Source organism: Pseudomonas beijingensis, from assembly GCF_030687295.1.
GTDB classification, from domain to species: domain Bacteria; phylum Pseudomonadota; class Gammaproteobacteria; order Pseudomonadales; family Pseudomonadaceae; genus Aquipseudomonas; species Aquipseudomonas beijingensis.
Genome location: NZ_CP117425.1, coordinates 1,900,032 through 1,925,741 on the forward strand (window position 1 = coordinate 1,900,032; position 25,710 = coordinate 1,925,741).

18 protein-coding genes, 1 other RNA gene and 1 pseudogene are annotated in these 25,710 nt (G+C 55.5%); 3 read left to right on the forward strand and 17 right to left on the reverse strand.

Features of this window, described 5'->3' with window-relative positions; all coding sequences use genetic code 11:
• Window positions 1-121: 121 nt before the first annotated feature.
• Window positions 122-1,489: a hypothetical protein gene (locus PSH84_RS08565; RefSeq protein WP_305482630.1), complete on the reverse strand. Its 1,368-nt coding sequence runs from the start codon at window positions 1,487-1,489 to the stop codon at window positions 122-124.
• A gap of 91 nt (window positions 1,490-1,580) precedes the next feature.
• Here PSH84_RS08565 and PSH84_RS08570 point away from each other — a divergent pair, with 91 nt between their 5' ends.
• Window positions 1,581-1,739 (forward strand): hypothetical protein, encoded by a 159-nt coding sequence (locus tag PSH84_RS08570; protein ID WP_305482631.1) that lies wholly within the window; start codon window positions 1,581-1,583, stop codon window positions 1,737-1,739.
• A gap of 65 nt (window positions 1,740-1,804) precedes the next feature.
• Here PSH84_RS08570 and PSH84_RS08575 read toward each other — a convergent pair whose 3' ends face one another.
• Together PSH84_RS08575 and PSH84_RS08580 are read right to left on the reverse strand one after the other, a co-directional pair.
• Window positions 1,805-2,503: a nuclease-related domain-containing protein gene (locus PSH84_RS08575; protein WP_305482633.1), complete on the reverse strand. Its 699-nt coding sequence runs from the start codon at window positions 2,501-2,503 to the stop codon at window positions 1,805-1,807.
• 574 nt (window positions 2,504-3,077) lie between these two features.
• Window positions 3,078-3,974, reverse strand: a complete 897-nt coding sequence (locus PSH84_RS08580) for a DUF5677 domain-containing protein (protein ID WP_305482635.1) — start codon at window positions 3,972-3,974, stop codon at window positions 3,078-3,080.
• A 1,103-nt stretch (window positions 3,975-5,077) separates the two neighbouring features.
• On the opposite strand from PSH84_RS08580, the gene PSH84_RS08585 reads away from it, so the two are divergent.
• A complete protein-coding gene (locus PSH84_RS08585; RefSeq protein ID WP_305482636.1) occupies window positions 5,078-8,821 on the forward strand; it encodes a hypothetical protein in 3,744 nt (1,247 codons plus the stop codon).
• Window positions 8,822-9,035: 214 nt separating this feature from the next.
• On the opposite strand, the gene PSH84_RS08590 is transcribed toward PSH84_RS08585, so the two are convergent.
• From PSH84_RS08590 to PSH84_RS08650, 13 genes and pseudogenes are all read right to left on the reverse strand, one after another.
• A complete protein-coding gene (locus tag PSH84_RS08590; RefSeq protein WP_305482637.1) occupies window positions 9,036-10,061 on the reverse strand; it encodes a nucleotidyl transferase AbiEii/AbiGii toxin family protein in 1,026 nt (341 codons plus the stop codon).
• Entirely contained in the window at window positions 10,010-10,657 is a 648-nt protein-coding gene (locus PSH84_RS08595) for a DUF6088 family protein (protein ID WP_305482639.1), read from the reverse strand. Before PSH84_RS08595 ends, PSH84_RS08590 begins: the two co-directional genes overlap by 52 nt.
• 390 nt (window positions 10,658-11,047) lie before the next feature.
• Window positions 11,048-11,293 carry a hypothetical protein gene (locus tag PSH84_RS08600; protein ID WP_305482641.1) on the reverse strand — a complete coding sequence of 82 codons (246 nt, stop codon included), beginning with the start codon at window positions 11,291-11,293 and terminating at the stop codon, window positions 11,048-11,050.
• Between the two features lie 536 nt (window positions 11,294-11,829).
• Entirely contained in the window at window positions 11,830-12,159 is a 330-nt protein-coding gene (locus PSH84_RS08605) for a hypothetical protein (RefSeq protein ID WP_305482643.1), read from the reverse strand.
• Window positions 12,143-13,537 (reverse strand): YfjI family protein, encoded by a 1,395-nt coding sequence (locus PSH84_RS08610; protein WP_305482644.1) that lies wholly within the window; start codon window positions 13,535-13,537, stop codon window positions 12,143-12,145. Before PSH84_RS08610 ends, PSH84_RS08605 begins: the two co-directional genes overlap by 17 nt.
• Before the next feature lie 412 nt (window positions 13,538-13,949).
• A pseudogene (locus PSH84_RS08615) lies at window positions 13,950-15,205 on the reverse strand (integrase domain-containing protein).
• Window positions 15,206-15,388: 183 nt separating this feature from the next.
• Window positions 15,389-15,785: a transfer-messenger RNA gene (gene ssrA, locus PSH84_RS08620) on the reverse strand.
• 96 nt (window positions 15,786-15,881) lie between these two features.
• On the reverse strand, window positions 15,882-16,172 hold the full coding sequence (locus tag PSH84_RS08625) for a PA2433 domain-containing protein (protein ID WP_122569124.1): 291 nt from the start codon (window positions 16,170-16,172) through the stop codon (window positions 15,882-15,884).
• Between the two features lie 99 nt (window positions 16,173-16,271).
• Window positions 16,272-19,139 carry an FAD-binding and (Fe-S)-binding domain-containing protein gene (locus tag PSH84_RS08630; protein WP_305482646.1) on the reverse strand — a complete coding sequence of 956 codons (2,868 nt, stop codon included), beginning with the start codon at window positions 19,137-19,139 and terminating at the stop codon, window positions 16,272-16,274.
• Window positions 19,136-19,807, reverse strand: a complete 672-nt coding sequence (locus tag PSH84_RS08635) for a LutC/YkgG family protein (RefSeq protein ID WP_122569126.1) — start codon at window positions 19,805-19,807, stop codon at window positions 19,136-19,138. Before PSH84_RS08635 ends, PSH84_RS08630 begins: the two co-directional genes overlap by 4 nt.
• On the reverse strand, window positions 19,804-21,261 hold the full coding sequence (locus PSH84_RS08640) for a LutB/LldF family L-lactate oxidation iron-sulfur protein (protein ID WP_305482648.1): 1,458 nt from the start codon (window positions 21,259-21,261) through the stop codon (window positions 19,804-19,806). The genes PSH84_RS08635 and PSH84_RS08640 overlap by 4 nt, the downstream gene beginning before the upstream one ends.
• Window positions 21,258-22,082, reverse strand: a complete 825-nt coding sequence (locus tag PSH84_RS08645) for a (Fe-S)-binding protein (RefSeq protein ID WP_122569128.1) — start codon at window positions 22,080-22,082, stop codon at window positions 21,258-21,260. Before PSH84_RS08645 ends, PSH84_RS08640 begins: the two co-directional genes overlap by 4 nt.
• A 150-nt stretch (window positions 22,083-22,232) precedes the next feature.
• Window positions 22,233-23,927: a lactate permease LctP family transporter gene (locus PSH84_RS08650; RefSeq protein ID WP_122569129.1), complete on the reverse strand. Its 1,695-nt coding sequence runs from the start codon at window positions 23,925-23,927 to the stop codon at window positions 22,233-22,235.
• Between the two features lie 262 nt (window positions 23,928-24,189).
• Here PSH84_RS08650 and PSH84_RS08655 point away from each other — a divergent pair, with 262 nt between their 5' ends.
• Complete coding sequence (locus PSH84_RS08655; RefSeq protein WP_122569130.1) at window positions 24,190-24,957, forward strand: FCD domain-containing protein; 768 nt, start codon at window positions 24,190-24,192, stop codon at window positions 24,955-24,957.
• A gap of 242 nt (window positions 24,958-25,199) precedes the next feature.
• Here PSH84_RS08655 and smpB read toward each other — a convergent pair whose 3' ends face one another.
• Window positions 25,200-25,682 carry an SsrA-binding protein SmpB gene (gene smpB / locus PSH84_RS08660; RefSeq protein ID WP_003197663.1) on the reverse strand — a complete coding sequence of 161 codons (483 nt, stop codon included), beginning with the start codon at window positions 25,680-25,682 and terminating at the stop codon, window positions 25,200-25,202.
• Between the last annotated feature and the right edge of the window lie 28 nt (window positions 25,683-25,710).

Below are 25,710 nucleotides of genomic sequence, written 5' to 3' on the forward strand. Positions count from 1 at the left end.
TAGGGTGATGTAGCCAGGGATGAAGCGTAAACGTTCGCTTTTTGGCTTTTTCTATCTTTCGTGCAGGAGGGGCGGCCAAAAGCAGTCATTTGAGTGTTTCTATAAAAAACGAGGCAGTTCACTATTGAATATCGGACATTCGGTATTTGCCGGCCTCGATCTTCACCATGAGTTTCTGCGCACAGAGACTACTGATCGTGCGGCCCGCAAGGCTCTCGACGGTGTCATTTAAATCGCTGGCCACCAACACTTCTCGCAGCCATTGCACTACTTGGGATTTGGTGGCGACGCCCGCCTCGCGGCGCATCCTAAACTCGACGATCGTAGTGGCGAGGAATAGGGCGGGGAGCTCAGTAATGCCGTATACACCGTCATTAGAGCGCAGAAACTGGAAGTCGCCGACCAGTGCTGCCACCTTAATTAAAGATTGCCCCCGAGCCTTTGATCGCGGTTTGCCTAATTCAGCTGCTTGCAGGACGATCTCGGATACCGCGTCCTTGTCCAATGGTGAGGCGAGGCAAGTCAGACATGCGCCATACATGTTATGCGGTGTCATCGTGCTGCATTCGGTGCAGGGCTTGAGATAACCCTCTGTCAGCTCATTACGCACTGAGTCGATTCCAGCGATGGAAAGACCTGTCGATAGTGAGATCCACCAGCCCCAAAGCTGAACTCCGCGATTGCTCCATCTAGCGCCACCTTCATAGACCCATCGCCTCCATCGGCTTGCGTATACGAATCCTTCGCCGAAGATTTCGTGTCTTCCGTCTACATCTGCGTATTTCCGTATTCTGTTAGCGATAAATCGTGGAGCCGGAGCACGGGCATCCTGATTGAGCACTGATGCGCGATCAATCTTCTCCAAGCCCTTGCGCAGAAAATCCGACTTTACGCTGCCTTGACCCACGAGCAGTTCGATAGGGACGATGATATAGGCGCGTGTGGTAGCCCGTCCGAGAGCGCAAGCTAATGTGATGTCGTCCATGTCAAAGCTCGCTACGACGATGACAATGGGCGTCTCCATGCCGCGATACGCCGAGATCGTGGAGCGTGGAACATCAAGCTTCTCAAGCGACAGGGTGAACTGACTGAGCACAACCAAATCCTCCTTCATGACACCGGCTTTAAAAAGATTCGCCGTCATGGTCTGGAGACTCTTCGGAACATCCCAGCTAATGCTTCTGGACAAGTCTTCCTCGGAAATCGGGCGAGGGCAGTTCACCTCATGTCGTGGCGGAAGCATCTCCATCATCGTCTGAGTAATGCCTCCGGGATTCCGATAGACCGTTGCCAGATAGAAGAATCGCTCGCGATAGGTATCCTCCAGAAATCGATAGGAACTACCCTTCTCGATACCGGGAAGTACTTGGAGCTCATCAGCAAAGACGAACTTGCGTGCGTTGGCGAAATGATCGTGCAGCGCCAAGTGATCGGCCTCGTTGAGCGCCTGGGCTTCATCAACGATCAACACCGCGTACTGTTGATCCACCGTTCCATGCAGGGATAAGTGATGCTCATCATAATTGGGGCTCGCTTAAGCTGCTGTCCCTGTTCCGTGTACCCAAGGACTCGCAGTAGGAATGGAAGGTCTGAACCTTGACCGCACGGCCGAGATGGCTCAATTGAGCGGCCACTTTCTGCGTGATCTGGCGGTTTTTCAGAAGGAAAAGTACTTTGAGGCCCCCGCCGGTAAACTGCTCGGCAAGAGAGCGCGCTATCAGCGTCTTGCCGCTGCCTGAGAACCCCGCGATCAGCCTCCGATCAGAGTCGACGCACAAAGCCACCTGATTCGCCTGCTTTTTGTCTAATTGAAGCCATAACTCGCCGTCCGCAACAATCTTACGACCAAGAGCCCCTTCCCGCATTTCCCGCGGCCAGACAGAGTCGAGGAATTGATCGATTTCATGGCGGAAGTTGTCTTGGCCGCCATATAATTTAGTGCGGACTTCCAGTGCGCCATCAATTGCAAGATGCGCGAGGGCATGACCCGACGATGCTTTTGCAGGATTAGGATACCGTCGGGCAACTGCCGGTCGAGCGGCACGTACGCACTGGCAATCTGCGAACTCTCGAGATCGAAGTCTGGAAAGTGCACTGCGTAACCGACTGGGCACTTCATCTGCCAGGACTTTAACATCTCGACGAGGACGAAAGTGTTGTCCTTGACCTGAGTCAGGGGATCGATTTCGTATCTGTCACGTTCGTGAATGAATCGAACGCCCGAAGGCTGATACAGCCCCGATTTCGTCTCGATGCAAAGCATGCCCAGTTCCGCATGCAGGATCACGAAGTCCACCTCGCCAGACAAATGCTTTCTCTCCAAAGAGACCCTCAGGTATTCCTGCAACTCCTGAGAGTACACCCGCTTTGTTCTGCCGCGCAGCCAAGGTAGCGAGTGGATGACGACGAACTCATCATCAAGTGCCGCTAGTTCCTGAAAGAGCGTGAACTCACCTTTGCTGCGGAGTTCTGCATGATCGAGTGTTGGAAAGAATCTGGCCATGGATGGAAAAAACACTATGTCAGTTTAAATATTCAGTACGCTACCGTCTTGTTGGCATAGTATCTTCAAACACCTTTGGGCAGAACTACTGCAGCCTGGCTGAGCTCCAAGGTGTTTGGATTTGGCAACCATGAAGCCTGAGAGTCCTGCCCCGGCTGTGGCTTGGTGTTGTGAGCCAGAAGCATAAAAGCTGCTTCTCCCCATGTGGCTTAGGGAGGTTTTGGTCGGTCTCATGCTGCGGCATTAGGCATGTGTTCGCGCTCGACTGATAGCTTTGCGACGACGAGGTGTTGTCGAAGTATGCTTGCGGAAGCACACTGTCATGAGCGGCTGCTTTCGGCCGATTCTGTTGAAAAGTCGCCGCTGGTTTCCACCGTAGAAAGTACGAGCTTGAAATTGAAATCTTTATATTGAACAGAGGATTCCCGCGCTCAGATTTCGCGTAGCAGCGTGCAAAAAAGCGTTTTCAGCGGTCATTATGCGGTCCGTCTGGAAGAGCCGACTTTTTCAACAGAATCGCCAAAAACGGTGGCTCCATCCCCCTTAAAGTCAGGTCGGCGAAGGATTCCATCCACTATATTTGTTTGCTGGTTTTTGCGTCGTATTCGCCGCTATACAGGCTATCAAAGGTGAGGAAAAGACGGTTGTTAACTCGTTCAATCCAATCTACCGTGTCCTGAAGATCACTACTTGAAGCATTGATTCGCTGGAGCCAAAGCCTGAAAGGCTTGATGGTAAATCTTATAATAGGAGCAACGAATCTTATATCGGCTGGGTGGTAATCAGTGAAGGCTGAAAACGTGCCGTCCTCATTTCGCACCAAGCCCCAATCCATAGACTCGTTCCAAGAACCATGAATTGATTCGGACATCATGCCGTAGGTGGCAGGATACAGATCATCGTGTTCTATTTCAGCGAAAATGTCGCGGAAGCTTTTGCCTTGTAAACGCCATCTATTTTTTTTCTGCTCCGCAAAATCGTCTTTTGTTAATCCTTCAAATTCCATTTTTTCTAGGACTGCGGCTAGCAAACGCTTACCAGCTTTTGTGTGGAAGAACGGGGAACCTCCCTCCAGTTCTCTGAGAAGTCTAAGCCGATCTTTGTAAGAGCACTTTCGGTAGTCAGCAATCACTGCATCACCGTTCAGCATTAGATAGCTGGCGAGAGTTGTGGCCTCGATGAGGGGACGCTCAAAAATTGCGATCACCTCGGCATTGTCCTGCTCGTGGTATTTCACACACTCCTTGAGCAGCTTGGATATTCGGACCAAGAGTCCAAGGATAGGCGCGTCGTTAATCGAATACCCTGTCGGGTTGCGCTGGAGGTTGCGCACCCTCGTGAGCGCATCATAAATTTCTGCGACATCTTTGAAAAACGTGGTCGAAAAGGCGTGTAGCCCTTCCAAAGAGCTAAAATGATGCTCGACATAGGAATGCTGGTATTTTTGGGTAATTAGGGAAAATTCCAGCATGCGGAGGTCACCATGTAAGATTTAGACAATCATACTGCTTGGCTCGGTCGTCGCCACGAGTTTCAGGTTCCAAGCATGAAGGGGGGCGAACAGTTTTTTTGAGCGCAGCCTGACTTTTGATCAGCTCTGAAGCGCTCTTTCAGCTTGGCACTGCTCAAGATGCCAGTTCTCCCAAGCGGACAGCTCATTTTTAAAGGTCGTTGGGCAAACTAGTCTGGGCCGAATCAAGTGTATGTCACTTGGTTCTTGAGCGAACACGTAGCGATCCGCATGGTCGATGATGATCTTTCGTATCAGTCTGGCTGTCTTGACCCGCCAGGTAAGTGTAAAGATATTGATGGTAAGCAATTCCTTTCAGGGATTGCTTCTTCCAAAGGGGTACGTTTCACTAGGAACCAACAATCGGTAAGTAGCAACTTGACCTTCATGCGCCCACTGTTTCAGGTAGAGCTTGGGGACGTAGTGGTTGTCCTTACGCAGCTGTTGCATTAGCAGATTCCCCGTCAAGAAGGTGAGCTTCACGAAATCATACCGAAATGCAGATGACTTGACGCCTGCTATGGGCTTGTGAATGGCTGACATCCTGTCACCAACTGCGCTTCGGAATTAAGTATAGCTATCGGCCTGGAATTGAATATGCGCGACCGACTGCTCTAGGTCGAAAGCTGCCGATTGCGGATGACAGCTCGGCTCCGCCATTGAAGGATGGCTATTCGAGGCTCGAAACCCTCTCCCCAATTATGGCAACTACCCATCGTGAGAGCGCTCGGCGCGCCCTCCACAATTGAGGGACACAAATTTAGTCAACTCCCCTAGACCACACAGCTAGCATGCGTGCTTCTCAGCCGATCAAGTTGGGCGGAGCGGATGGCGCTGTCAGCCGCCCTGGCCGGAATGGTCACTATCCGCGAAGAGGGTTGAGAAATGGTGGAATGGTGAACGCCAATCAGCAACTGCCAATAGCGAAGCAGGTGGGCGATTAACCAGTAAATTGACTTCTTTCCAGGGGGAGGTTCCCTTTCAGGCATCTGAGGCATAATCAGATTAAATGTGCTCGGTGATTGAGCTTTCAGTCAGATTGTCATGTGAAAAAAGGATGCGACATGCAGTGGATCGATGAGGCGGGTTTAGCTGATTGGGCTCAGAGGATTGACGCTCGTGCACACCTTCCTGACCTTATAGCTGACTTGATAAGGGCGTCTATCACCGATGCCAGCCGATTTCGATTTCCGGGAGGTGATGCGGGCCAAGTTAGAGGCTGGGATGGTGTCCTTGAGACCGCCGAGGCCGCTGCGTTTGTGCCCGCTGGTAAATCCAAATGGGAATTTGGGGCCGGTGCGGGTGCAAAAAAAGCGACTGATGACTACAACAAACGGACAGATAAAACAGATCCCGCCGAGATGGCCGAAAGCACCCTGGTGTTGGTAAATCTGGAGAAATGGGATACGCCACGAAAGCTTCTCACTAAATGGGAGAACGATAGGACCAAGGAGGGAAAGTGGAAGAAGGTCATTTACCTAGATGCCGTCGAATTGGTCCACTGGCTTGATCTACACCCTGCTGTGGCTGCGTTGTACGCCAGAAACATCTTGGGTAATGCGCCTCGGAATGGCGCGCTCAGCACGGACGAGTTTTGGGAAATGTATAGCTTGCGCTTCAAGCCTCGTTTGCACGAGAAGGTTGTCTTGGGAGACCGTCACGAGATTGCCGAAGACTTGCTTCGTAACCTCGCTGGACCAGCTCAAGCAATCATGCTTGGCGCGGAGACGGCCATTGAGGTTGTTGCTTTTGCAGTTGCGGCGATTCGTATGGCGCCCCCTGATGTCAAAAGGGCGTTGGAGGTGAAAACGCTGATTGTTGAGACTGAGGCCGCAGCGCGATTCCTAAGTCAGCACACAAATCTGACGTTCATTACTACCAACGAAGGCGATCGAATGTCGGGAGTCCTCGCTTCTAAAGGCCCAACTCTATCAGCAGTAACTGGGGTTCAGGCCAGAAAGCACACGTCGCTTAAGCGATCATCAGCGACCGGAATGCTCGACGGCTTTATGGCGATGGGGATCGATCGTGAGGAAGGATATGAATTAGCTCACAGATGTGGCCGTAGTCTCACAATTCTCGAACGACTCATATCAAATCAAGCCTATTGCTCGCCTGAGTGGGTAAGTGACGCAGGGGGCATGAAGGCCGCGTTTCTAGCTGGAGGCTGGTCCGTTAGTCAGGAACTCGACAAACTTGTGTTAGCGGATCTTTCGGGGCTGAAGAACTACGTCGACCTGGAAGAAAAGCTGCTTCCAACCATCATGTTGGCTGATCCACCGTTTGATCGAGTTGATGGATGTTGGCAAGTGCGAGCCCCTGTCGACGCCTTTAGCTTCTATGGGCATTTAGTTGGAGAGCAGGACTTGCAGCGTTTGAAAGCTGCGGTGCTGAAGGTTTTCAGCCATGTTGTAGAGGAGCCATCTCGCGATGAAAAGTTTAGCCTTAACTACGTCTCTCCTGCCAACTACAGCAAGTGGTTGAGAGAAGGGCTGGCGCTGACGCTCCTGATTATCGCGACGATGGACCAAGTTGGCGGCCTGTATATGAATCAGGCAACCGCCCAGCAATTCGTTGATGAAGTAGTTAGCTCATTGCCTGAGTGGGGGAAAAGCCATAGGGCCCTGGTAGGACTATCGGATCAGACAGCCTTGTTCGCAGAGGCTGCGCCTAGCCCTTTTTTGACGGCCCTCGAATCTATGTTCGGGGGCGAGCAGGGCGAGATCGTTGGTCTGTTTAACGACAGGGATGATTGGCCGTTTTCGGCATCGGGTCCATACATCCAGATCCTCTGGGCGTTGGAGGTTTTGGCTTGGGATCCGAAGCTGCTGAATCGAGCTGCGATCGTTTTGGCAAAGCTTGCCGAGCTGGACCCTGCACCGGACTCAAACAAAGCCAATCGCCCTATTAATAGCTTGAGAGACATTCTGCTTACTTGGTCGCCCAACACTCATGCGACTCTTCGCCAGCGTATTGCTTGTATCGATATCGTGCTTTCTAAGGTTCCAGCGATAGGGTGGCAGCTTTTGGTCAAGCTACTTCCGCGGTCGCACGACACTGTCTCACCCACCCAAAAGCCTAAGCTTCGTGATGTTGCATCTGTAAACCAGGAAGAGCTTACGTTCGGAGTGGTCTGGGACGCCCAGCATGCTGTGGTCAGCCGGGCAATTGCATTGGCTGGTAATAATGAAGAAAGGGCGATAGTGCTGGTTAACTCTTTCTCCGCCTTTAGGCCGGACGATCGAGAGGCGGTGCTTGCATATATTGATTCGTATTTGACCGAACATCGATCGGATGAGGCTAACCCAGTCTGGAGTGCGCTTCAGGCGATGGCTGCCAAGCACGATTTTTATGCAGACAGTGACTGGGCTATGGAGAAAGAGGAGCGGCAGAGAATTCAAGACCTTCTAGATAGCCATCGCCCTGGCGATCCAATTTACGAGGATAAGCAGCTGTTTGACGACTGGTTTCCACATGTCGGGCGGTACAATGAGAGTGGGGGTTTAGAGCCTGATGCCCTTAGAAAAGAGGCTTTGGCCCGTATCTTGGAACGTGATGGTGCGCTTGGTATATTTGAACTCACAAAAAAGGCCGCCATTCCTATTCTAGTCGCTCAAGCAATCGATATTGAGCAAATCACCCAGTCAAATTTAGTCACGCTTGTTGAAGCGGCTGTGCAGCAGTCTCCTATTGGAGATCTAGCTCTTTATGCCTCAGCGCTGGGTGCACAGAGATATGGAGATGCTTGGTCTCAACTTATAGAGGAGAAGATATTTCCTCTAGTAACTGACGCAGGTGATAAGTGTTATTTGCTCCTCGGTTGGCCGGTTAATAACTGGACTTGGGATTTTGTAGAGTCTCAGGGGCGGGAGGTTCATGATCAATACTGGCAGCGTCTCAACATATTCCCACACGGAGGGTCCCATGACGATCTACTAAGAGCCGTAAAGGAATTTCGTGCCGTCGGTCGGAGTATTGAAGTTCTATGCCTAGGGCACCGGCGATTAACCGAATTTTCTTCGGAGATAATTATCACTTTGCTTTCCGAAGGACTGCAGCAGTCTGAAAGTAAACAAAGTGGGACGATGCTCTCTTATTATCTCGAATCAGCTTTCAAAGAGCTTGATGGGCGTGCTGATGTTGAACGTTTTGCTATCGCACGATTGGAATACGCATATCTGCCAGCAATTCAAGACCAGCGACGCTCCTTGGTTATCTATGAGCAAATTGCCGAAAACCCACTTCTTTTTATAGAAATTCTCTCCCATATTTATCGAGGTAAAAACTCGCCTGCTAGGGAGGACGTGACGGATCACGAAAGGAACATTGCGAGCGTTTCATTCCGATTGCTTTCTTCCTTCAAGACATTACCTGGAGCTAGCGCAGAAGGCGTTGATCTAGCGAAACTTGAGTCCTGGATTGCAGGTGTCCGCACGGCGGCGGCTGAGAGAGACATTACCGACATTGCCGATCAGCATATAGGGAAGACTCTCGCGCACTCCCCGCGATTTGATACAGGAGCAATTTGGCCTCCGGTTGAGGTGTGCATGGTCATAGAAAACCTCGCATCTGAGCAAATCGAAACTGGTTTTGAGGTGGAATGCTTCAACAAGCGAGGGGCTTACATGAAGTCGATGGGGGAGGGAGGCGCTCAAGAGCGAGCGCTAGCTGGGGAATACTCAAACTGGGCTACACAGTCTGCGGAGTTCTGCCGAACATCCGCTATGCTTGAGAGGATATCGGAGTCGTGGAATAGGATGGCAGATCGGGAAGATCTTCGTGCGGAAGTCGATAAGCTGAAGCGATGATAGCCGGCAAGTTATGTTCTTTTGCGAGACAGGTCTACTGCCTCGCAGATATTCAGCCGCGTTTAGATGCGCGCCGCTATGAGCCTGTAGGAATGAGTCATGGCACCGCTTCCGACTGGCTGCAAATGTCCGACAGCTACCTGCTCAATCAGGTCAATAATAGGCCGGAGTCATAAAGTTTTTCTTGTTTTGCGCTACACGTAGCCCTAGATGGCTAGCCCCTGCCTAGCGCTAGGTGGTTGACGTGCTCTTGAAGTGCGGTGAGGTCTTCCATGATGCGTCCCAGTGGGTAGACATGCCCGTTCAGCATGCCTGAGCGCTCCATGGCGTAATAGTCGGCCTCAAGTCGAGGGAAATTGTCCTGGTCTGGAATCAGATTCAGCTCACCACTGACACACCGACCATAGTGTGCTGTGGCACTGTTGTAGAAGACCGACTTGAGCGCTATCACGTCATCAAGCAATTCGAGGTCGTTCTTGGCAGTTGCGCCCACGTCATGCTGTAGGAGCATTGCTAGGTCGTACCAATGCCGTGAGATTCGGTCCTTGCCTTCAGGAATGGGCTTGTTGCACTGTGCATGAATCAGCGTGACCTTTTCCCAGAAGGTCCTGGCCGGTGAGAGAACCACTACCTTTTCGGCCTTTGGGAAGACAATGCCTTCGAACAGCTCAGCAATGTCCGGCTGAATGGAGTGGACCGCATTCGGATCGATGATGTTTCGACCGCCGAACTCCACCAGAACGTGATCACGCAAATAGCCTTTTGCGTCTGCCGACATCGCTGGGTAGTGGACATGGATCGACTCGCCGTCATCGCTCACGGAAACCTGACATTCCGAAGCGCATCCATAATTTTGAAGCTGGTCATTCAGGTAGGGCAATACGGCCTCACGGGTGTAACGGCCCACCTCTGCAATGAGGGCGTCGCTTACCTTTCGACGCTTTCCACCGGAGAGCTGCAGTAGCTCAGGAACACTGTGCTCGCAGCCCAGCCCTCTGAAATCCACTGTAATGTCCACGTCTTCGGAGAAGCGCTTTATCACGCCATGAACCTTCGAAAGGCTGGTACCTCCCTTGAAAGCCATAGCCTTTCGGCCGGGCATTGCAAAAAGAAGCTGAAGTACCAGCGTCAGCCAAATGTCCTTCTCGATGACGCTTGGCGAGCGACCAGTCTCGTTAAAAGCCTCATCTAGGATTTCGCGTTGACCAGCTTGGGGTAGTTCAAAGTACGATCTTGACACACATACTCCTTAGCGGAACCGGCCAACGCCGACCGCATCCACTCGGGCATCTTACAGGCCATGAGCTTGTTGAATTCCTCAGCGCTGAGCGAGCTGGCTACCTTACTTACGGCCTGCTCAGTCAGTCCTTCTTTCCCAAGATACAACAACGCAGTCAGTGCCACCCCTACCTGGGTGCCAGCTTGCTGGAGTCGTTGCCGAGACGCATGACGCAACCGAACTACCGCATTACCGATCTTGATTTCACGCGTCGATCCACTGGTGTAGTAAGTCGGCAGAACCTGCATCTGAGTGCTTAGTCCCAGTCGACGAACAGCTTCTACGCCATGGACCTGGATAGTCTCGCCTCTTGCCCGGGCGACCGCTTCCATGACTGCAATCGGGTTAGCTCGAACCTTCTTACCCGTGTACTCGCTCTGTTTAGGGCGCATGTAGACGCCGCGAGCAACGCGCTCTAGGGAGCCATTGAGCACCATCCGAGACAGCGCTTTGTCTACCGAGGCGCGCGAGCCCGCCTGCGCGAAAACTGCGCCAGCAAAGGGCTTACCCTTAGGCATGTGCTTAATTCGGTTCGAGATAGACTCTGCGACAGACATGGCTGACTCCTATCATGTCAGAAGAGTTGTGGATAGTTTCTGACAGGTAATACGACTATAGGCCTTGTTTCTCCTGATTTCTAGCACCTTGACTGAATTCCTTTAAAGACTGTCGGTTCTGCGCTGAGGATGGGTATGAATGGGCCCTTGGGGATCGGTTCTGGTCTGCTAATGAGGGATGCTAAGCTCAACGGTGCTTGCTGCATTGAGCGTTCGAACTGCTCGGAGCTCATGTCGACAGATGGTTGCCCTTGGCCGCGGTATACATCTGGTTGGGTGTAGCGACCTGGTAGACAGTGCTTGGGCAATCCGGTGATTGGTACCTAAGAAAATCAAAAAGCCACCTGTCCTAAAACAGGTGGTTTCTGATTTTGCTGGAAGAGAGAGTTGTTAGTGGATAAACGCAATCCCAGCGAAGAGAATCGCCACCACGAGGGAGAGCATCACGCCAATATCCATAATGAGACCCGCCCGAAACCGGGATAGCTCTGCGCGAAATCGTGCGAAGTCGGGATCGGTTGTACCTGCAAAAGATAAATGCATATCAGAATCCATGGCTTGGATAACTGTTTCGATTTTCTGCTCAGGCACGTTGATCGCCTTCAGGGCTTTATACATTGCCAGTCGATTTTTCATTAAGACCTCCAAAATAATAAAGGCCTGCCCCAAGACGGGGAGGCCCGTCTTGGGTGGGGGAATATCATGCTTCCGTCGACATTCAAGTCGACTGTTCGCGCTTCCGGAAGCGATGCGACATTGGAAGGATCCTGCGGGAAACCGCAGTGCCGTCTCGAAGATCCTGGCGGCTAGTGTGAGCTTGTAGATTGCATTCACTGGTATTTGTCGTCAATCCGAAAACCGACTATCGAGTGTTCCCGAATGTTGGGCAAAGGATTGTTTACGTCCGACACCTTCGTCTTCTGATTTTGATGTGGGGGCAGTCTGTGATCAGTTAGCAGTGATTGCTCATGTGGCTGCAGGCGTGCACCAATTCTGTCGCCAGATCTCAACGGTCAGTATCTCTCGCATGTTGTTGGTCTGAGGACGGAGAGTCTCATGCCGAGTTCACCGTAAAGATGTGAGCACTGGCGACCAGATATTTTGAGTGTTGTTGGACCGCAGTTGGAGATAGCCAATGTCATGGTTCTAATGCTGACCGATCCAGACCATCATCAATTTTCATTCGTTTGAAGGAAGAGAAGCATAGCTTTCCAGTAGCCGCTGATTCGATCCAGCTGATGCCAGTGTCTCGGTCGGATGTGCAGAGTATTTTCATGGTGGTACAGCACTACTCCGTCTTTGCGCAGTTGCTGGATCAGCAGTTTGATGTCGACAGGGTTTGAGCTGGATGCGGCGACAGCGGCGACACTGGCGACAATCTGCGGGATGCCACGGTTGGCATCTTGCGACAGTTTGGCGACGGAAGTGGCGACACATCGCAGGACAGGGGGCGTCTGATTTTTCGACTGAAAGCGGCGTACTGCGTCATTCAGACGGAACACGACACACCTCGAAAGTCTTGGCGTCTTGGCTCTTCACACAGTTCGCTGTGAGTAACTCAACTAGAAGCGTGGCGGTGTGATTACAGCTTTTGCGTGCAAAGCGAGGGCCGTTGCGATTGATGTCTCGGATGGTAAAACGGGTCCAGCCTTTCTGCTTCAGCCAGCGTAACAAACGATCCGCTTCTTCACGTAGGGTGTTAACCGGCTCTTGCTCAGTCAAGCGCTGGATCTCGGCCAGGTAATAATCCATTAGCGTTGAAGCGCGCTGAATATGCTCTTCGTTCAAGGCACAGGCTTCTTCGATTGCCGCCAGAACCCCGGCGATGCGCAGTACATTGGCAGCAGCTTTACTTGCGACGGATTGAACGCCGGCCAACTCGCCGAACTCGCCAGACTGACACTCTATGGTGTCGTGAATATCAATCCAGGCCATGCGGGCGCTGTCCGTTAACTCCAATGTCGTGAGCTTGAGCGATCCGTCCTTGTTGGTCGCTAACGGCTTCTTCAGCAGATCAGTGATATGCGTTTGGTAGCGTTGGACCTTGGGGTCTTGCGTTAGATCTACCGCCTTGTACAGGCGCTGACCGATCAAACGTTCAGGCCAACTGATGAGGAATCTACCGAGCACACCTTGACCATTGATCATCGGATCTTTGAGGAACTGGTTAGCCAGGTATGGCTGCAGCATCAGATGCATGCTGAGACGACGATCATAGGCCCGTAGGCTTTCTCCTGGCATGGACCGTGTCCGGTCAATGGGACTGCCATCCCAGATTCTCGACAGCGTGGTGATCGCTTTGAGCTGGTTCTCTTTGCTCATGGTGCTGCCACCGAGGAATTGACCGCCTTCGTCATTGAACAGGCCCATGCTCGGCAGCCCATAACAGAGGTTTTTTATGAGTGCTTCGATGGTAGGGTCGGTGGAGATCAGCCTGGGCTGGACGGGGTCGGATAGTTCACAGATTTCATGCTTTGCCTGTCGGTGGGCTTTGGCCGTAAGACGAATTGCAGATTGGTAGGCGTTGAGCTTTTCCGTGTACACAGACCACTGCTCTCGCTCCCAGTTACGCGCTGCCGAGAGAGCTTGATGATCCACTGCACTTTTACGGTCACCTGATGATGCGACCGTCAGCAGATACAGAGACAGCGGATAGGTACGGCCATCGAGTTGTACGTTGACGTGGCCTTGAGTCACTAGAGCTGCGGTGGCCAGCACCGATTGTGCGGCCATGGCACTCGGTGCGCCGATGACCTCTGCCATCCGCTCTACCGCGCCCCCCAGGAGTTCACCCAGCGCTTCGACCGGGTAGGTCAATGGTTGGGGCTGATAGTCCAGCAGAGGGCGCGGTGGTGGATCGCATTTTTCGCACAATTGCATCGAGTACTATCTCCTTATGAGGTCAGTTTTTTCCTCGCTACTTAGGAGAAAGCACGACGATTTGTCGTAGTTTCAGCGCTCTGTAACTACTCGGATCGCCGCTAACTGCTCCTCGTTAGGCGCTGGTGTACCCCACGATCGAACTGGCGATCAACCGGGCCATCGGGGAATGCAACTGACGTAGAAGACCTTGGTTCTCGGTGGCTCTAGATAGATTTATTACCGTTTGTAAGATCGCCAAGCGAGCCACTGCAAACGTTGCTGCGAAGTCTTCCCGAGCGCAACGGCTTTGGCGGAAAAGCATGATCGACACTTGTGGTGGCGACGGCCGCCAGTTTGTCGCCTCGCCCGTGGTCAGAGACGACGAGGGTTGTCGCCGCTGTCGCCGTCGTCGCCATAAAGTTGATTTTGCTTAACGAATCGAGACGACTTTCCGGCTTCTGTTTTCATGGATTGCTGCTATTGAAAAGTCACCCGTGGCCGCCTTTTGAATGTGCTCGCTCCACCAGGCCATCATTGGGCGTCGACGCTCAATGTAGTCCGCGCGGTTGTAAGCGCTTCTAACCTCATCTTTGTCGACATGAGCCAAGGCAACCTCAATCAGTTCGGCATCCCAGGCATGCTCGTTCAGGATGGTGCTCGCCATGGAGCGCATTCCGTGGCTTACGAGTCGCCCTTCAAACCCCATCCGTTTCAGCGCCATGTTGGCGGTCTGGCTGTTGCAATGGGTGCGCGGATTGCGGTCGGCGGGAAACACGTACTCCCTGTGTCCGCTGTAGGGCTTGATGGCCTCCAGGAGCGCCAAGGCCTGCTCCGTGAGCGGAATGATGTGTGTGCGGCGTTTCTTCATTCTCCGGTGGAATCGTCCAGATCTTCTTCTTGAAGTCGATGTCAGCCCATCGGGTGGTCGCAGCTTCGGATGGCCGAGTCATCGTGTGCAGCTGCCACTCGATGAGGCACCGGGTGGTTCTTTTGATGCTGGCGTTGGCAATCGCCACCATGAGTTCATTGAGCTCATCGGGGGGGCAATGCCGCCATGTTTTTCTTCTTGGGCTTTTTGAAGACCGATCGAATTCCGCTCAGGGGGTTGGCATGAATGAGTCCGTAGTTCACCCCGTAAGTCATGATTTCGTTGAGACGTTGGGTCAGGCGCTTGACCGTTTCCAAGCTGCCTTTGGTCTCAAGTGGCTTAAGCAATTTGATGACCTGAGGAGCGCTGATTTCAGAAATCGGGGTCGCGTGTAGATCCGGGAAGACGTGAAGCGTGAGTGATCGCCAAATATCTTCAGCGTAGGCGGTTGTCACTGAATCTTTCTTCAGTTCAAACCATGCCGTCGCCACGTTTTGAAAGGTGTGCTCTGTCGCAGCTTTTTTCGCTTGGCGATCTGCATCGCGTTGCTCTTTCGGGTCCAGTCCTTGGGCAACCAGCTCCCTGGCCTCAACCGTGCGTTTTCGCGCATGAGCCAGGCTGAGTTCCGGGAACGTCCCCAGTCCCATGTTGATCCGTTTCTTGGTCACGGGATGGATGTAGTTGAAATTCCAAAGCCTCGAACCGTTGGTTCGGACTCGTAACTGAAGGCCGTCGCCGTCGGTCAATGTGTAGTCCTTGTTCTTGGGCTTGGCGGCTTTGATTTTCAGGTCTGAAAGGCGTGTGGCTCGGGCTCCCATGGGTACTCCAACGCTGTTTGTGTATTCCAAAATTTACCAGTCACGGGCTTGGAATACGCCTTGGAATACATTTCAAAATGGATCAGCCTGAAGCGCTGTGGAGCTCAATGGCCCTGAAACCCCCGTATTTACTGGATTTCAGGCACAAAAAAAGACGTCCGTGGACGTCTTTAGATGATGAAATGGTGGAGCCGGGGGGATTTGAACCCCCGTCCGCCAGTACTCCGCTGTCGGTACTACATGCGTAGCCGTGTCTATTAAGTTAACCCTCAGCGACCCGACGGGCAGGGTGCTTTGGGCGAGTTGTGTAAGTTTTAGCCGCTTCGTCCACAACGTACTGCACGGCGATTCTGTTCTATATGACAATCACTTTGGGTTTACAGACATCCCCTCATGATTGCTGGACCCGAAGGTACCAGAAGCTCAGGATCTAAGGCTGCTTACGCAGCGATAGCGTATTCCTGGCCGTAGTTTTCGTCATTGGCAACTATAGAAGTTGCAACAGTGGATTTACGAGTTCTGTTACCAACTCGGCATGCACCTAGAGTTTCGCAACCGGCGTCGAATCCTAAACGGCCCCGAACCTGTCGCTCCATGAAGCTGGAGGAGCGGCAGGCATTCGCAGTGTACGCCAATCCGCGTCTGAGGCCAACCCGAAGGTTGGCCGGACGCGACATTACTGCTGATCGCCTTTGGTGTTGTTCTGCAGTTTCTGAAGAGCTTGGGTGGTCAGCGAGATGCAGTTCTTGCTGCCTTCCTCGGTGCCTTTGGCTTGTTCGGCCGTGGCCTGCCCGACGGTGGCGTCGATATCGGTTTTCATGCTTTCGCTCATCTGCTCGGTGCTGACTTTCGCATCCTTGATTTTTTGCAGATTGATCTGGCAAAGGTCTGCCTGGCTATCTGCAAACACCGGAGAGGCCAACATCGCAGCGGAAATGAACAAGCCAGCAAGTGCGGTGCGCTTCATGTGTATCTCCTTGAACGTAGGGTCTCGGTGCCGCTGAACAGTCGCGGCCAGGCCGAGTTGGTGGTGGATGGCCCAGTGCAGCCGGGCCTATTCAAGTGACTACAGCGAAGCGCAGGAATTCGATTTTTCTTCGAGTCCCATCGCAAGGCCCTCACCGTTGGCGGGTTTGGGGCGAGTGACACGGTCTACCAGATACACCAGTGCGTGGTAGTCGATTGCGCCGTGTTGTGTAAGACCGATCTCACAGGTGCGGCTGGTGGAAATGCCCTCGGTGCAATCTTGGACCGCGTCCTTGAGGGTTCGCAACGAATGGGCGTTGAGTTCGGGGGTGGTAAAGCCCTTGTCGCCGGCGAAACCACAGCAATGGATACCTTCCGGAATCACCACTTGTTTACTGCACTTGCGCGCCAGGTCGATCAACGCCTGGCTTTCGCCGAGGTGCTGTGTACTGCACGTGACGTGCACCGCGACGGGCGCCTCCTGGGGGATGAAGTCGAGGCGGTCCATCAAATGGGTACGGATGAAGCGCACCGGGTCGTACAGATCCAGTCGCACGTCACCCAGATCCTGGACCAACCGCAGCGTGCACGGGCTGGTGTCACAGTAGATGGGGTCGAGCCCGCCGCGACTGGCGTGCAGCAAGGCACCGATCAGTTCCTGACGCTTGTGCTCGGCTTGTTCGGTGTAGCCTTTGGAAGCAAAAGGCTGGCCGCAGCAGAGATTGTCCACATTGTCTGGAAAGACCACCTGATAGCCGGCCTTTTCCAGCAGGCCGCGGGTCTTGTCGTACAGCGACATCTGCTCCTTGTCCGCCGCCGCCGGGCCCATGACCCGCGACACGCACGCCGCCAGGTACACCACCCTCGGACGTGCGTCCGAAACGGTAGGGCTGAAACGAATGGCCTTTTCCGGCTGGGGCATGGCGTTGGTCCACTGCGGCACCTGGCCCTTGGACAGGCGCGTCAACGAGGCCGACAGTTTTGCCAGGCGGGGGGCGCCCAGCAGCATGCGCGCACCGTTGGCGACGTGCAGGGCAAAGCGTGCGCCTTGCAGCGTGGTGGCGAAATTTCCTTCAATCCAGTTGGCGGTTTTCGTCTGCGTCGCGTCACGGCTGCGCAGTTTTTTCACCAGCTCGCCGGTATTGATGCCTACCGGGCAACGTTGTGCACACAGGCCCGTGGCGGCGCAGGTATCGATGCCCTGGTATTGGTAGGCACGTTCCAGCTCGGTGGTGTCCGTGCCGGCGCGTTTCTTCGCTTGGATATCCCGCCAGATCACGATGCGCTGGCGCGGGCTCAAGGTCAGGTCCTTGGACGGACACACCGGCTCGCAGAAACCGCACTCGATGCACTTGTCCACAATCTCATCGGCGGCCGGCAGCGGTTTGAGGTGCTTGAGGTGGATTTGCGGATCCTCACTGAGCACGACATCCGGGTTGAGGATCCCGTTGGGATCGAGCAGGCGCTTGAGCTGCCACATCAATTGATAGGCATCGCTGCCCCATTCCAGCTCGACGAACGGTGCCATGTTGCGTCCGGTGCCGTGTTCGGCTTTCAGCGAGCCGCCGAATTCCACCGCCACCAATTGCGCCACGTCGTCCATGAAGGCCTGGTAGCGTGCGACTTCTTCAGGGTTGTTGAAGCCTTGGGTGAAGACGAAGTGCAGATTGCCTTCCAGCGCGTGTCCGAAAAGGATCGCTTCGTCGTAGTGATGTTTGTCGAACAGCTCGATCAGACGATTCACGCCAATGGCCAGTTGCTCCACCGGAAAGGTCACGTCTTCGATGATCACCGTGGTGCCGGTTTTACGTACCGCACCCACCGCTGGAAAAGTGTCCTTGCGGATCGCCCAGAGCCGGGCGTTTTCCCGTGGGTCTTCGGTAAAATCGACCTGTTTTTCCACCGGGAAACCGGCCAGCGAAGCCATGATCCGGGCCAGTTGTTCTTGTAGCAGCGACGAAGAAGCGGCGCGGGATTCGATCAGCAAGGCGCAGGCATTGATCGACAAATGCTGTACGAAATCCGGCATGCCCGGTTTGTCCTGCACCGAGCGCAGGCTGCGGCGGTCCAGCAGTTCTACCGCTGAGACAGGCTGGCTTTTCAGCACGGTGACCGCATTGCAGCAGGTTTCCACATCCGGGAAGACGATCAGCGCCGAAGCCTTGTTCGGATGGTCGATGACGGTGTTGTAGGTCACCGCGCTGATGAAGCCGAGGGTGCCTTCGGAGCCCACTAACAGATGGCTCAAGATATCCACAGGCTCGTCGAAATCCACCAGGGCATTGAGTGACAGGCCGGTGGTATTTTTCAGACGGTATTTGTGGCGAATTCGCGCAGCCAATTCGCTATTGGCGCGGGTCTCGCGACCCAGGGTCGCCAGGCGTTCCAGCAGTTCGCCATGGCTTGTACGAAAAGCCGCCACGCTGCTGTCGTCTTCGGTATCCAGGCGCGTGCCATCGGCCAGGACCAAGCGGATACCGGCGAGGGTGTGATAGGTATTCTGGGCCGTGCCGCAGCACATGCCGCTGGCGTTGTTGGCGACGATGCCGCCGATTTTGCAGGCGTTGATCGAGGCCGGATCAGGGCCGATCTTGCGCCCGAACGGCGCCAGCCAGGCGTTGGCCTGGGCGCCGATCACGCCGGGTTGTAAACGGATCTGCGTGCCTTGCTGACGAATCTCGCGACCGTTCCAGTTATCCCCCAGCACAATCAGCACCGAGTCGCTGATGGCTTGGCCAGACAAGCTGGTGCCAGCCGCACGGAAGGTGACGGGCACCTGATCGCGCTGGGCCAGTTGTAGCAGGGCGACCACTTCGTCTTCGCTTTCGACCCGTACCACCAGTTTCGGAATCAGCCGATAGAAACTGGCGTCGGTGCCGAAGGCCAAGGTCGACAGAGGATCGTCGAAACGTCGCTTTTGCGGGATCAGTTGCTGTACATCGCGCAGGAACGGGGCCGGAAGGGTCATTGGTCCTCCAGAATCAAAACCACCAGATCCTTAGGGCCATGGGCGCCATAGGCCAGGACTTGTTCGATGTCGGCGGTTTTCGACGGGCCCGACACCAGCAGGGCGTTGGTGGGCATGCCTTGGGCCCATTCGAATTCCTGTTGCACTTCATAGAAGTTGTCGCGGATTTCACTGGCCTTGAGCAGGGCGAAATGCACGGGCGGTACCAGGCTCATCAGGCGTGGTTCTTCCCGGGTCGGCCAGAGAATCAGGCTACCGGTGGCGGCGATGGCGCCGAGGGTTCCGGTCAGGCTGGCGGGGGTATCATTGAACAACTCAGCTTTCCATTCTTCTACCGGGCGGTCGTAGGCCTTGAGAGTTGGTAGGTCCGGATTGTTCGCCCAGAACTGTGTGATTTTTTGCCCGTGCGCTGTGGTCGGGGCGATGAGCAAACTCGGCAGTTGACGGTCGCGCAGCAATTGCGCCAGCAGGGCCGGCCAGCCTTCGCCGGATGTCAGGTGGATTTCGGTGTGCACCGCTTCCATCAGCTTGCGCAATTGCGGGATGCGTTCCTCGGGCGCGTAGCGGTAGGTTTGCGTCACCAGTTCGACATCGAAGTTGTCGGCAACCGGCGTGGTGCCCGTCAGGCTTTTACGCAGCTTGGCGAGGATATTGTTTTTGGCGCTCATCGGCGGTCTCCCTGCTGGTTCAGGTGTTCGCTGGCCAGGTCATGCAATGAGCGGGCGGCGGGTTTGGGGGCGCTGTGGTTCTGGGTCCATGGGCCGACGTTTTTCGGTGTCAGGGCACGCAGGCGCGTGGCGAGGAAACCGAACAGCCGGTACAACCGTGGCGAACTGTTGAGCCGGGCCCAGGCATTCCAGATGAAGCGTTCCTTGGCTGAATATTTGCTGCCTTGGCCGCGCATTACTTGGTTCGGGCTGTCCGGTGCCTTGACGTTTTCTTCGCGCAGCCGCCGCAGCAGGGCGGGGATCGGGATTTTCACCGGGCACACTTCACCGCAGGCGCCGCACAGCGAAGAGGCGCTGGGGTGGTCTGGGACTTTGGCCAGGCCGACCATGTGCGGCGTGATGATTTTTCCGATAGGTCCCGGGTAAACCTCGCCGTAGGCATGACCGCCGATTCGGGTATAGACCGGGCAATGATTCATACAAGCGCCGCAGCGGATGCAGTTCAGGGTCTGGCGCAATTCGCTGTCGGCAAACGCCTGGCTGCGACCGTTGTCCAGCAGCACCAGGTGGACTTCCTGGGGACCGTCCAGTTCGTTGGCCTTGCGCGGGCCGGAGATCATGTTGACGTAGGTGGTGATGGGCTGGCCGAGGGCCGAACGGGTCAGCAGCGACAGTAGCGGCACGACATCGCGCAGGTTCTCCACGACTTTTTCGATGCCGGTCACGGCGATGTGCACTGGCGGCACGGTGGTGGACATCCGCCCGTTGCCTTCGTTTTCCACCAGCAACAGCGTGCCGGTTTCGGCGACGGCGAAGTTGACGCCCGAGACGCCGACGTCGGCCTCGAAGAATTTCTGCCGCAATACCTTGCGACCGATCTGAATGAGTTGGTCAACGTCCTTGGTGTACTCCACGCCGAGTTTGTCGTGGAACAAGGACGCGACCTGACCGGCGTTCTTGTGGATCGCCGGCATAATGATGTGTGAAGGCTTCTCGTGATCGAGCTGGACGATGTACTCCCCCATGTCGGATTCGAGACATTCAATGTCCCGAGCCTCGAGGAAATGGTTCATCTCCATCTCTTCGCTGACCATCGATTTGCCCTTGATCACTTGCCGCGCCTCGTGAGCGCGGATGATCGAGAGGACGATGCCATTGGCTTCGTCCACCGTCTCCGCCCAGTGTACGTTCACACCGTTGCGGGTCAGGTTGGTTTCAAGTTGCTCGAGCAGGTCGGGCAGCTTGGATAACGCGCGGGCGCGGACGGCATTGCCGAGCACTCGCAGGTGTTCTCTTTCGTGGGCATCGCTGAAAGACGTTGCCCGTTTGGTCATCAGTGAATCCATCGCGCTGCGAAAGTTGTTTCGCAGTTGCGTGTCGTCCAAAGCCTTGTGGGCCCGGGCGCGAAAATCTTCCTGCACATCTACAGTCGGGATCAGCGTCGGCGTGCTCATGCGACACCTCCGCTACGCTGCCAGAGGAAGCTCGCCAGATGCTGGCCGCGTAACGCTTCCTGCTGTTTTTCCAGCGCGCCGTTGATGTTCATCAAGCAACCGCAGTCGGCACTGATGATCTTGTGCGCACCGGATTCCTTCAGCGCCCGGGTCTTGTCGGCCACCATCGCGCCGGAAATATCCGGCATGCGAACGCTGAACGTCCCACCAAAGCCACAGCACTCGCTTTCGTGGCTGTGTTCGACGCGCTCCACATTGCGTAGCTGTGCCAATAACGCGCGGCCATGCAGGTGGGTATTCATTTCACGCCGTGCCGAGCAGGACGTGTGCAACGCAATTTTCACCGGCTCGCCGCTGTCCTGCAGCTGCACTTTGCAGACAAACAGCAGGAATTCGGCCAATTCATAGGTCCGGGCCGCCAGGGCCTGGACCTGTTTGAGCGTGTCGGGCTCATCCTTGAACAGGTCGGCGTAATGCTCGCGCAGCATGCCTGCGCAGGAGCCCGAGGGCACCACCACTGGATAATCGCCGGCAAACAGGGCCAGTTGCGCCCGAGCTACCGTCCGCGCCTGCTCGGTGTACCCCGAGGTGTAGGCCGGTTGGCCGCAGCAACTTTGCCCTTGTGGGTACTCCACCCGGATCCCTTCGCGCTCCAGCAGGTGAATGGCATCCATCCCGGCTTCGGGATAGAACAGGTCCACCACACACGTTCCGAACAGGTAGACCCGTGGCGGTTTTTCGCTGGGGTACTGCCGAGGCTCGGGCAAGGGCGGGGCGACTCGGGTCGCGTTCGGTACGGCGTTGTAAAAAAGCTCGCTCATCAGGCGTGTCTCCGGGTGGTCCCGGTTATCCGTCCGCTGAGGCTGCTGAATATAGCCAGGAAATCTTTCAGCAGCCTTGCAGACCCGGTTGTGAATAGCAGACGCCGAATCAGGGTTCGGCGTCGGTTTTTCCAGTATCGCGTGTAGGACTTAATGAACCAGCATGCCGGTAAACCAGTAGGCCTGGGCCAACGTGATCAGGCCGACAATCGTTGCAAAGAATAGGCTGTGTTTGAGGGTGAAACGGAACAGATCCGATTCCTTGCCCACCAGCCCGGTCGCCGCGCAGGCCACCGCGATCGATTGTGGCGAAATCATCTTGCCGGTCACGCCGCCGCTGGTGTTCGCCGCGACGAGCAAGGTGTCGTTGACGCCGATCTGGTGCGCGGTGGTGGCTTGCAGCGAGCTGAACAGCGCGTTGGACGAGGTATCGGAACCGGTCAGGAACACGCCCAGCCAACCCAGGAACGGCGAGAAGAATGGGAACGCCGCGCCCGTGCCGGCCAGCACCAGTGCCATGGTCGAGGACATGCCCGAGTAGTTGGTGACGAAGGCGAAGGCCAGCACCATGCCGATGGACAGAATCGGCCAGCGCAGTTCGTAGAAGGTCTCTTTTAAAGTGGTAAGACCAGTTTTAAGGTTGATCTTCAACACCAGCATCGAGATCAAGGCCGAGAAGAAAATCGCCGTGCCGGTAGCGGAAATCGGATCAAGCTTGAAGACCGCCGGGATGGCTGTTGGATTGACCACGATCGGCGCGACCTTGATCACCATCTGGTCCAGGTGCGGGATGGCGAAGTTGAACACCCAGCCGTACATGGAGCCGCCGGCGGCGAACATCGCCTTGAACGGTTTCAGGGTCCAGATTGTTACCAGCACAGTGAGGATCAGGAACGGCGACCAGGCCTTGATAATTTCCCCCAGGCTGTAGGGCGAAACCACGGTGCTGCGCGGCTGACCGAAACCGCCGACGCTGGCGGTGACCGTTGCGCTGGAAGTGGCGCCAGCAATCTGGGCACCTGCGCTGCGCTTGGGCTGCCAGACTTTCAAAAACAGGGTCAGGGAAATCAGGCTGGCCAGGGCCGAGGTGATGTCCGGCAGTTCGGGGCCGATGAAGTTGGAGGTGAAGTACTGGGTGATGGCGAAGCTCAAACCGGCCACCAGTGCTGCTGGCCAGGTTTCCCGCACGCCGCGCAGGCCGTCCATCATGAACACCAACCAGAACGGCACGAACAGCGACAGCAGTGGCAACTGGCGACCGGTCATGGCGCCGATCTTGAACGCATCGATCCCGGTGACCTGGCCGGCCACGATGATCGGGATACCCAACGCGCCGAACGCCACCGGGGCGGTGTTGGCGATCAGGCACAAGCCGGCGGCGTACAGAGGGTTGAAACCCAGGCCGACCAGCAGCGCGGCGGTGATCGCCACCGGCGCACCGAAACCGGCGGCACCTTCCAGGAATGCGCCGAAGCAAAAGCCGATCAACAGCACTTGCAGGCGTTGGTCGTCGGTAATCGACAGCACCGAGCTGCGGATCACTTCGAACTGGCCGCTCTTGACCGTCAGTTTGTAGAGAAACACCGCGGCGACGATGATCCAGGCGATGGGCCACAAGCCATAGGCAAAACCATAACCGGCAGCGGCAAAGGCCATGTCGGCGGGCATTTGGAACGCAAAGATCGCCACGGCAATCGCCAGGGCCAGGGTGATGCTGCCGGCCACGTGCCCCTTGAGGCGAAACACCGCCAGGGCCAGGAAGAAAAACACGATGGGAATAACGGCCGCGAGTGCGGACAAGCCGAGGCTGCCGAGCGGGCTGTAGAGCTGTTGCCAGGTTTGCATAGTGGGTGGGCCCCTAATTGTTGTTGGTCAGGCACTGGTCAGCGCTTTGGTTAATTGGTAATACCAATTTACAATCGCTGTTGGCTAGGGTAAAAGCCTTGGTTGTCGTGTGTCAATTTGCCGCCCTGAAACTTTCGTCGAATAAGCGGTGCAGAGGGCATCTGATCCGTTGGCATAAACGGCTTTTGGTGGGTGTGGACGCGGCCCGGATGGGCCAGAATAGAGAGCCCGGCGAGTCGTCGGGATCGCGGAGAATCGAGTTATGGGGTTTGATCAGATTCGTCAGCGCCGTTTGTCTGACGATATTGTCGAGCGGCTTGAAGGCATGATCCTTGAGGGCACGCTGAAGTCGGGCGAGCGGCTGCCCGCCGAGCGGACCCTGGCCGAGCAGTTCGGCGTGTCACGCCCTTCGTTGCGTGAGGCGATCCAGAAGCTGACGGCCAAAGGTTTGTTGATCAGTCGCCAGGGCGGCGGCAACTATGTGGTGGAGTCACTGGGCTCGACGTTCAGTGATCCGCTGCTGCAACTGCTGGAAAGCAATCCTGAGGCGCAACGGGATTTGTTGGAGTTCCGCCATACGCTGGAAGCGTCCTGTGCCTACTACGCGGCGCTACGAGCTACGGATGTGGATCGCGAGCGACTGACGGCGGCTTTCGATGAGCTGCAGGATTGCTACTCGCGGCACGACGAAGTCAGCCGGGCCGAGGAGGGCGCAGCGGATGCGCGGTTCCATCTGGCGATTGCCGAGGCCAGTCATAACGCGGTGTTGCTGCACACCATTCGCGGGCTGTTCGATCTGCTCAAGCGCAACGTGGTGACCAACATCGGTGGCATGTACAAACAGCGCAGCGAAACCCGCGACATGCTGATCAGCCAGCACCGAGAGTTGTATCAAGCCATTATGGAAGGGCAGGCCGAGCAGGCGCGGGAAGTGTCCAGCCGACATATCTTGTACGTGCAGGAGGTCTTGGAAGAGGTACGCCAGGAAGTGCAGCGGGTGGCGCGGGCGGAGCGGCGCAAGGGGATGTAATCGTGCCCGCGCTCCCACATTGGATCTTCAGTGAACACAGGATATGTGTATTGCCGGGATCTGGGTGGGAGCGAGCTTGCTCGCGATAGCGGTCTGCCTGACACATCAATTTTTGGATGTGTCGACGCCATCGCGAGCAAGCTCGCTCCCACATTGGATCTTCAGTGAACACAGGATATGTGTATTACCGGGATCTGGGTGGGAGCGGGCTTGCTCGCGAAAGCGGCCTCAAGGCGAAAGAATCAGTCTTCCTTGCCCTTGTTGCGCACCGCGCGCTGCAACTCGCGACCAGCGTCGCGTTCGCGCTCGGTATCGCGCTTGTCGTATTCCTTCTTGCCTTTGCCCAGGGCAATTTCGCACTTGATCAAGTGCTTGCTCCAGTACAGTGACGTGCAGACGCAGGTGTAGCCCTTCTGCTGCACAGACGCGAAGAGTTTTTCCAGCTCGCGTTTGTTCAGCAGCAGTTTGCGCGAGCGCGTCGGGTCGGCGATCACATGGGTGCTGGCGGTGGTCAGCGGCGTAAAATGACTGCCCAGCAGCCAGGCTTCGCCGTCCTTGAGCAGCACATAGCTGTCGACCAGTTGCGCCTTGCCGGCACGCAAGCTCTTTACTTCCCAGCCGGCCAGGACCATGCCAGCCTCGAAACGTTGTTCGATGAAGTAATCGTGTCGCGCCTTTTTGTTTTGCGCGATGGTCCCTGTGGGGTGTTTCTTCTGTTTAGCCATAGGGGCGGCATTATAGGCAGTTGCGTGC

Bases quoted from the DNA above. Each gene is read 5' to 3' on its own strand.
- PSH84_RS08570 (WP_305482631.1), top strand. From the start codon at position 1,581: ATGGAAGGTCTGAACCTTGACCGCACGGCCGAGATGGCTCAATTGAGC.
- PSH84_RS08575 (WP_305482633.1), bottom strand. From the start codon at position 2,503: ATGGCCAGATTCTTTCCAACACTCGATCATGCAGAACTCCGCAGCAAA.
- PSH84_RS08580 (WP_305482635.1), bottom strand. From the start codon at position 3,974: ATGCTGGAATTTTCCCTAATTACCCAAAAATACCAGCATTCCTATGTC.
- PSH84_RS08585 (WP_305482636.1), top strand. From the start codon at position 5,078: ATGCAGTGGATCGATGAGGCGGGTTTAGCTGATTGGGCTCAGAGGATT.
- PSH84_RS08595 (WP_305482639.1), bottom strand. From the start codon at position 10,657: ATGTCTGTCGCAGAGTCTATCTCGAACCGAATTAAGCACATGCCTAAG.
- PSH84_RS08600 (WP_305482641.1), bottom strand. From the start codon at position 11,293: ATGAAAAATCGACTGGCAATGTATAAAGCCCTGAAGGCGATCAACGTG.
- PSH84_RS08610 (WP_305482644.1), bottom strand. From the start codon at position 13,537: ATGCAATTGTGCGAAAAATGCGATCCACCACCGCGCCCTCTGCTGGAC.
- PSH84_RS08625 (WP_122569124.1), bottom strand. From the start codon at position 16,172: ATGAAGCGCACCGCACTTGCTGGCTTGTTCATTTCCGCTGCGATGTTG.
- PSH84_RS08630 (WP_305482646.1), bottom strand. From the start codon at position 19,139: ATGACCCTTCCGGCCCCGTTCCTGCGCGATGTACAGCAACTGATCCCG.
- PSH84_RS08635 (WP_122569126.1), bottom strand. From the start codon at position 19,807: ATGAGCGCCAAAAACAATATCCTCGCCAAGCTGCGTAAAAGCCTGACG.
- PSH84_RS08640 (WP_305482648.1), bottom strand. From the start codon at position 21,261: ATGAGCACGCCGACGCTGATCCCGACTGTAGATGTGCAGGAAGATTTT.
- PSH84_RS08645 (WP_122569128.1), bottom strand. From the start codon at position 22,082: ATGAGCGAGCTTTTTTACAACGCCGTACCGAACGCGACCCGAGTCGCC.
- PSH84_RS08650 (WP_122569129.1), bottom strand. From the start codon at position 23,927: ATGCAAACCTGGCAACAGCTCTACAGCCCGCTCGGCAGCCTCGGCTTG.
- PSH84_RS08655 (WP_122569130.1), top strand. From the start codon at position 24,190: ATGGGGTTTGATCAGATTCGTCAGCGCCGTTTGTCTGACGATATTGTC.
- smpB (WP_003197663.1), bottom strand. From the start codon at position 25,682: ATGGCTAAACAGAAGAAACACCCCACAGGGACCATCGCGCAAAACAAA.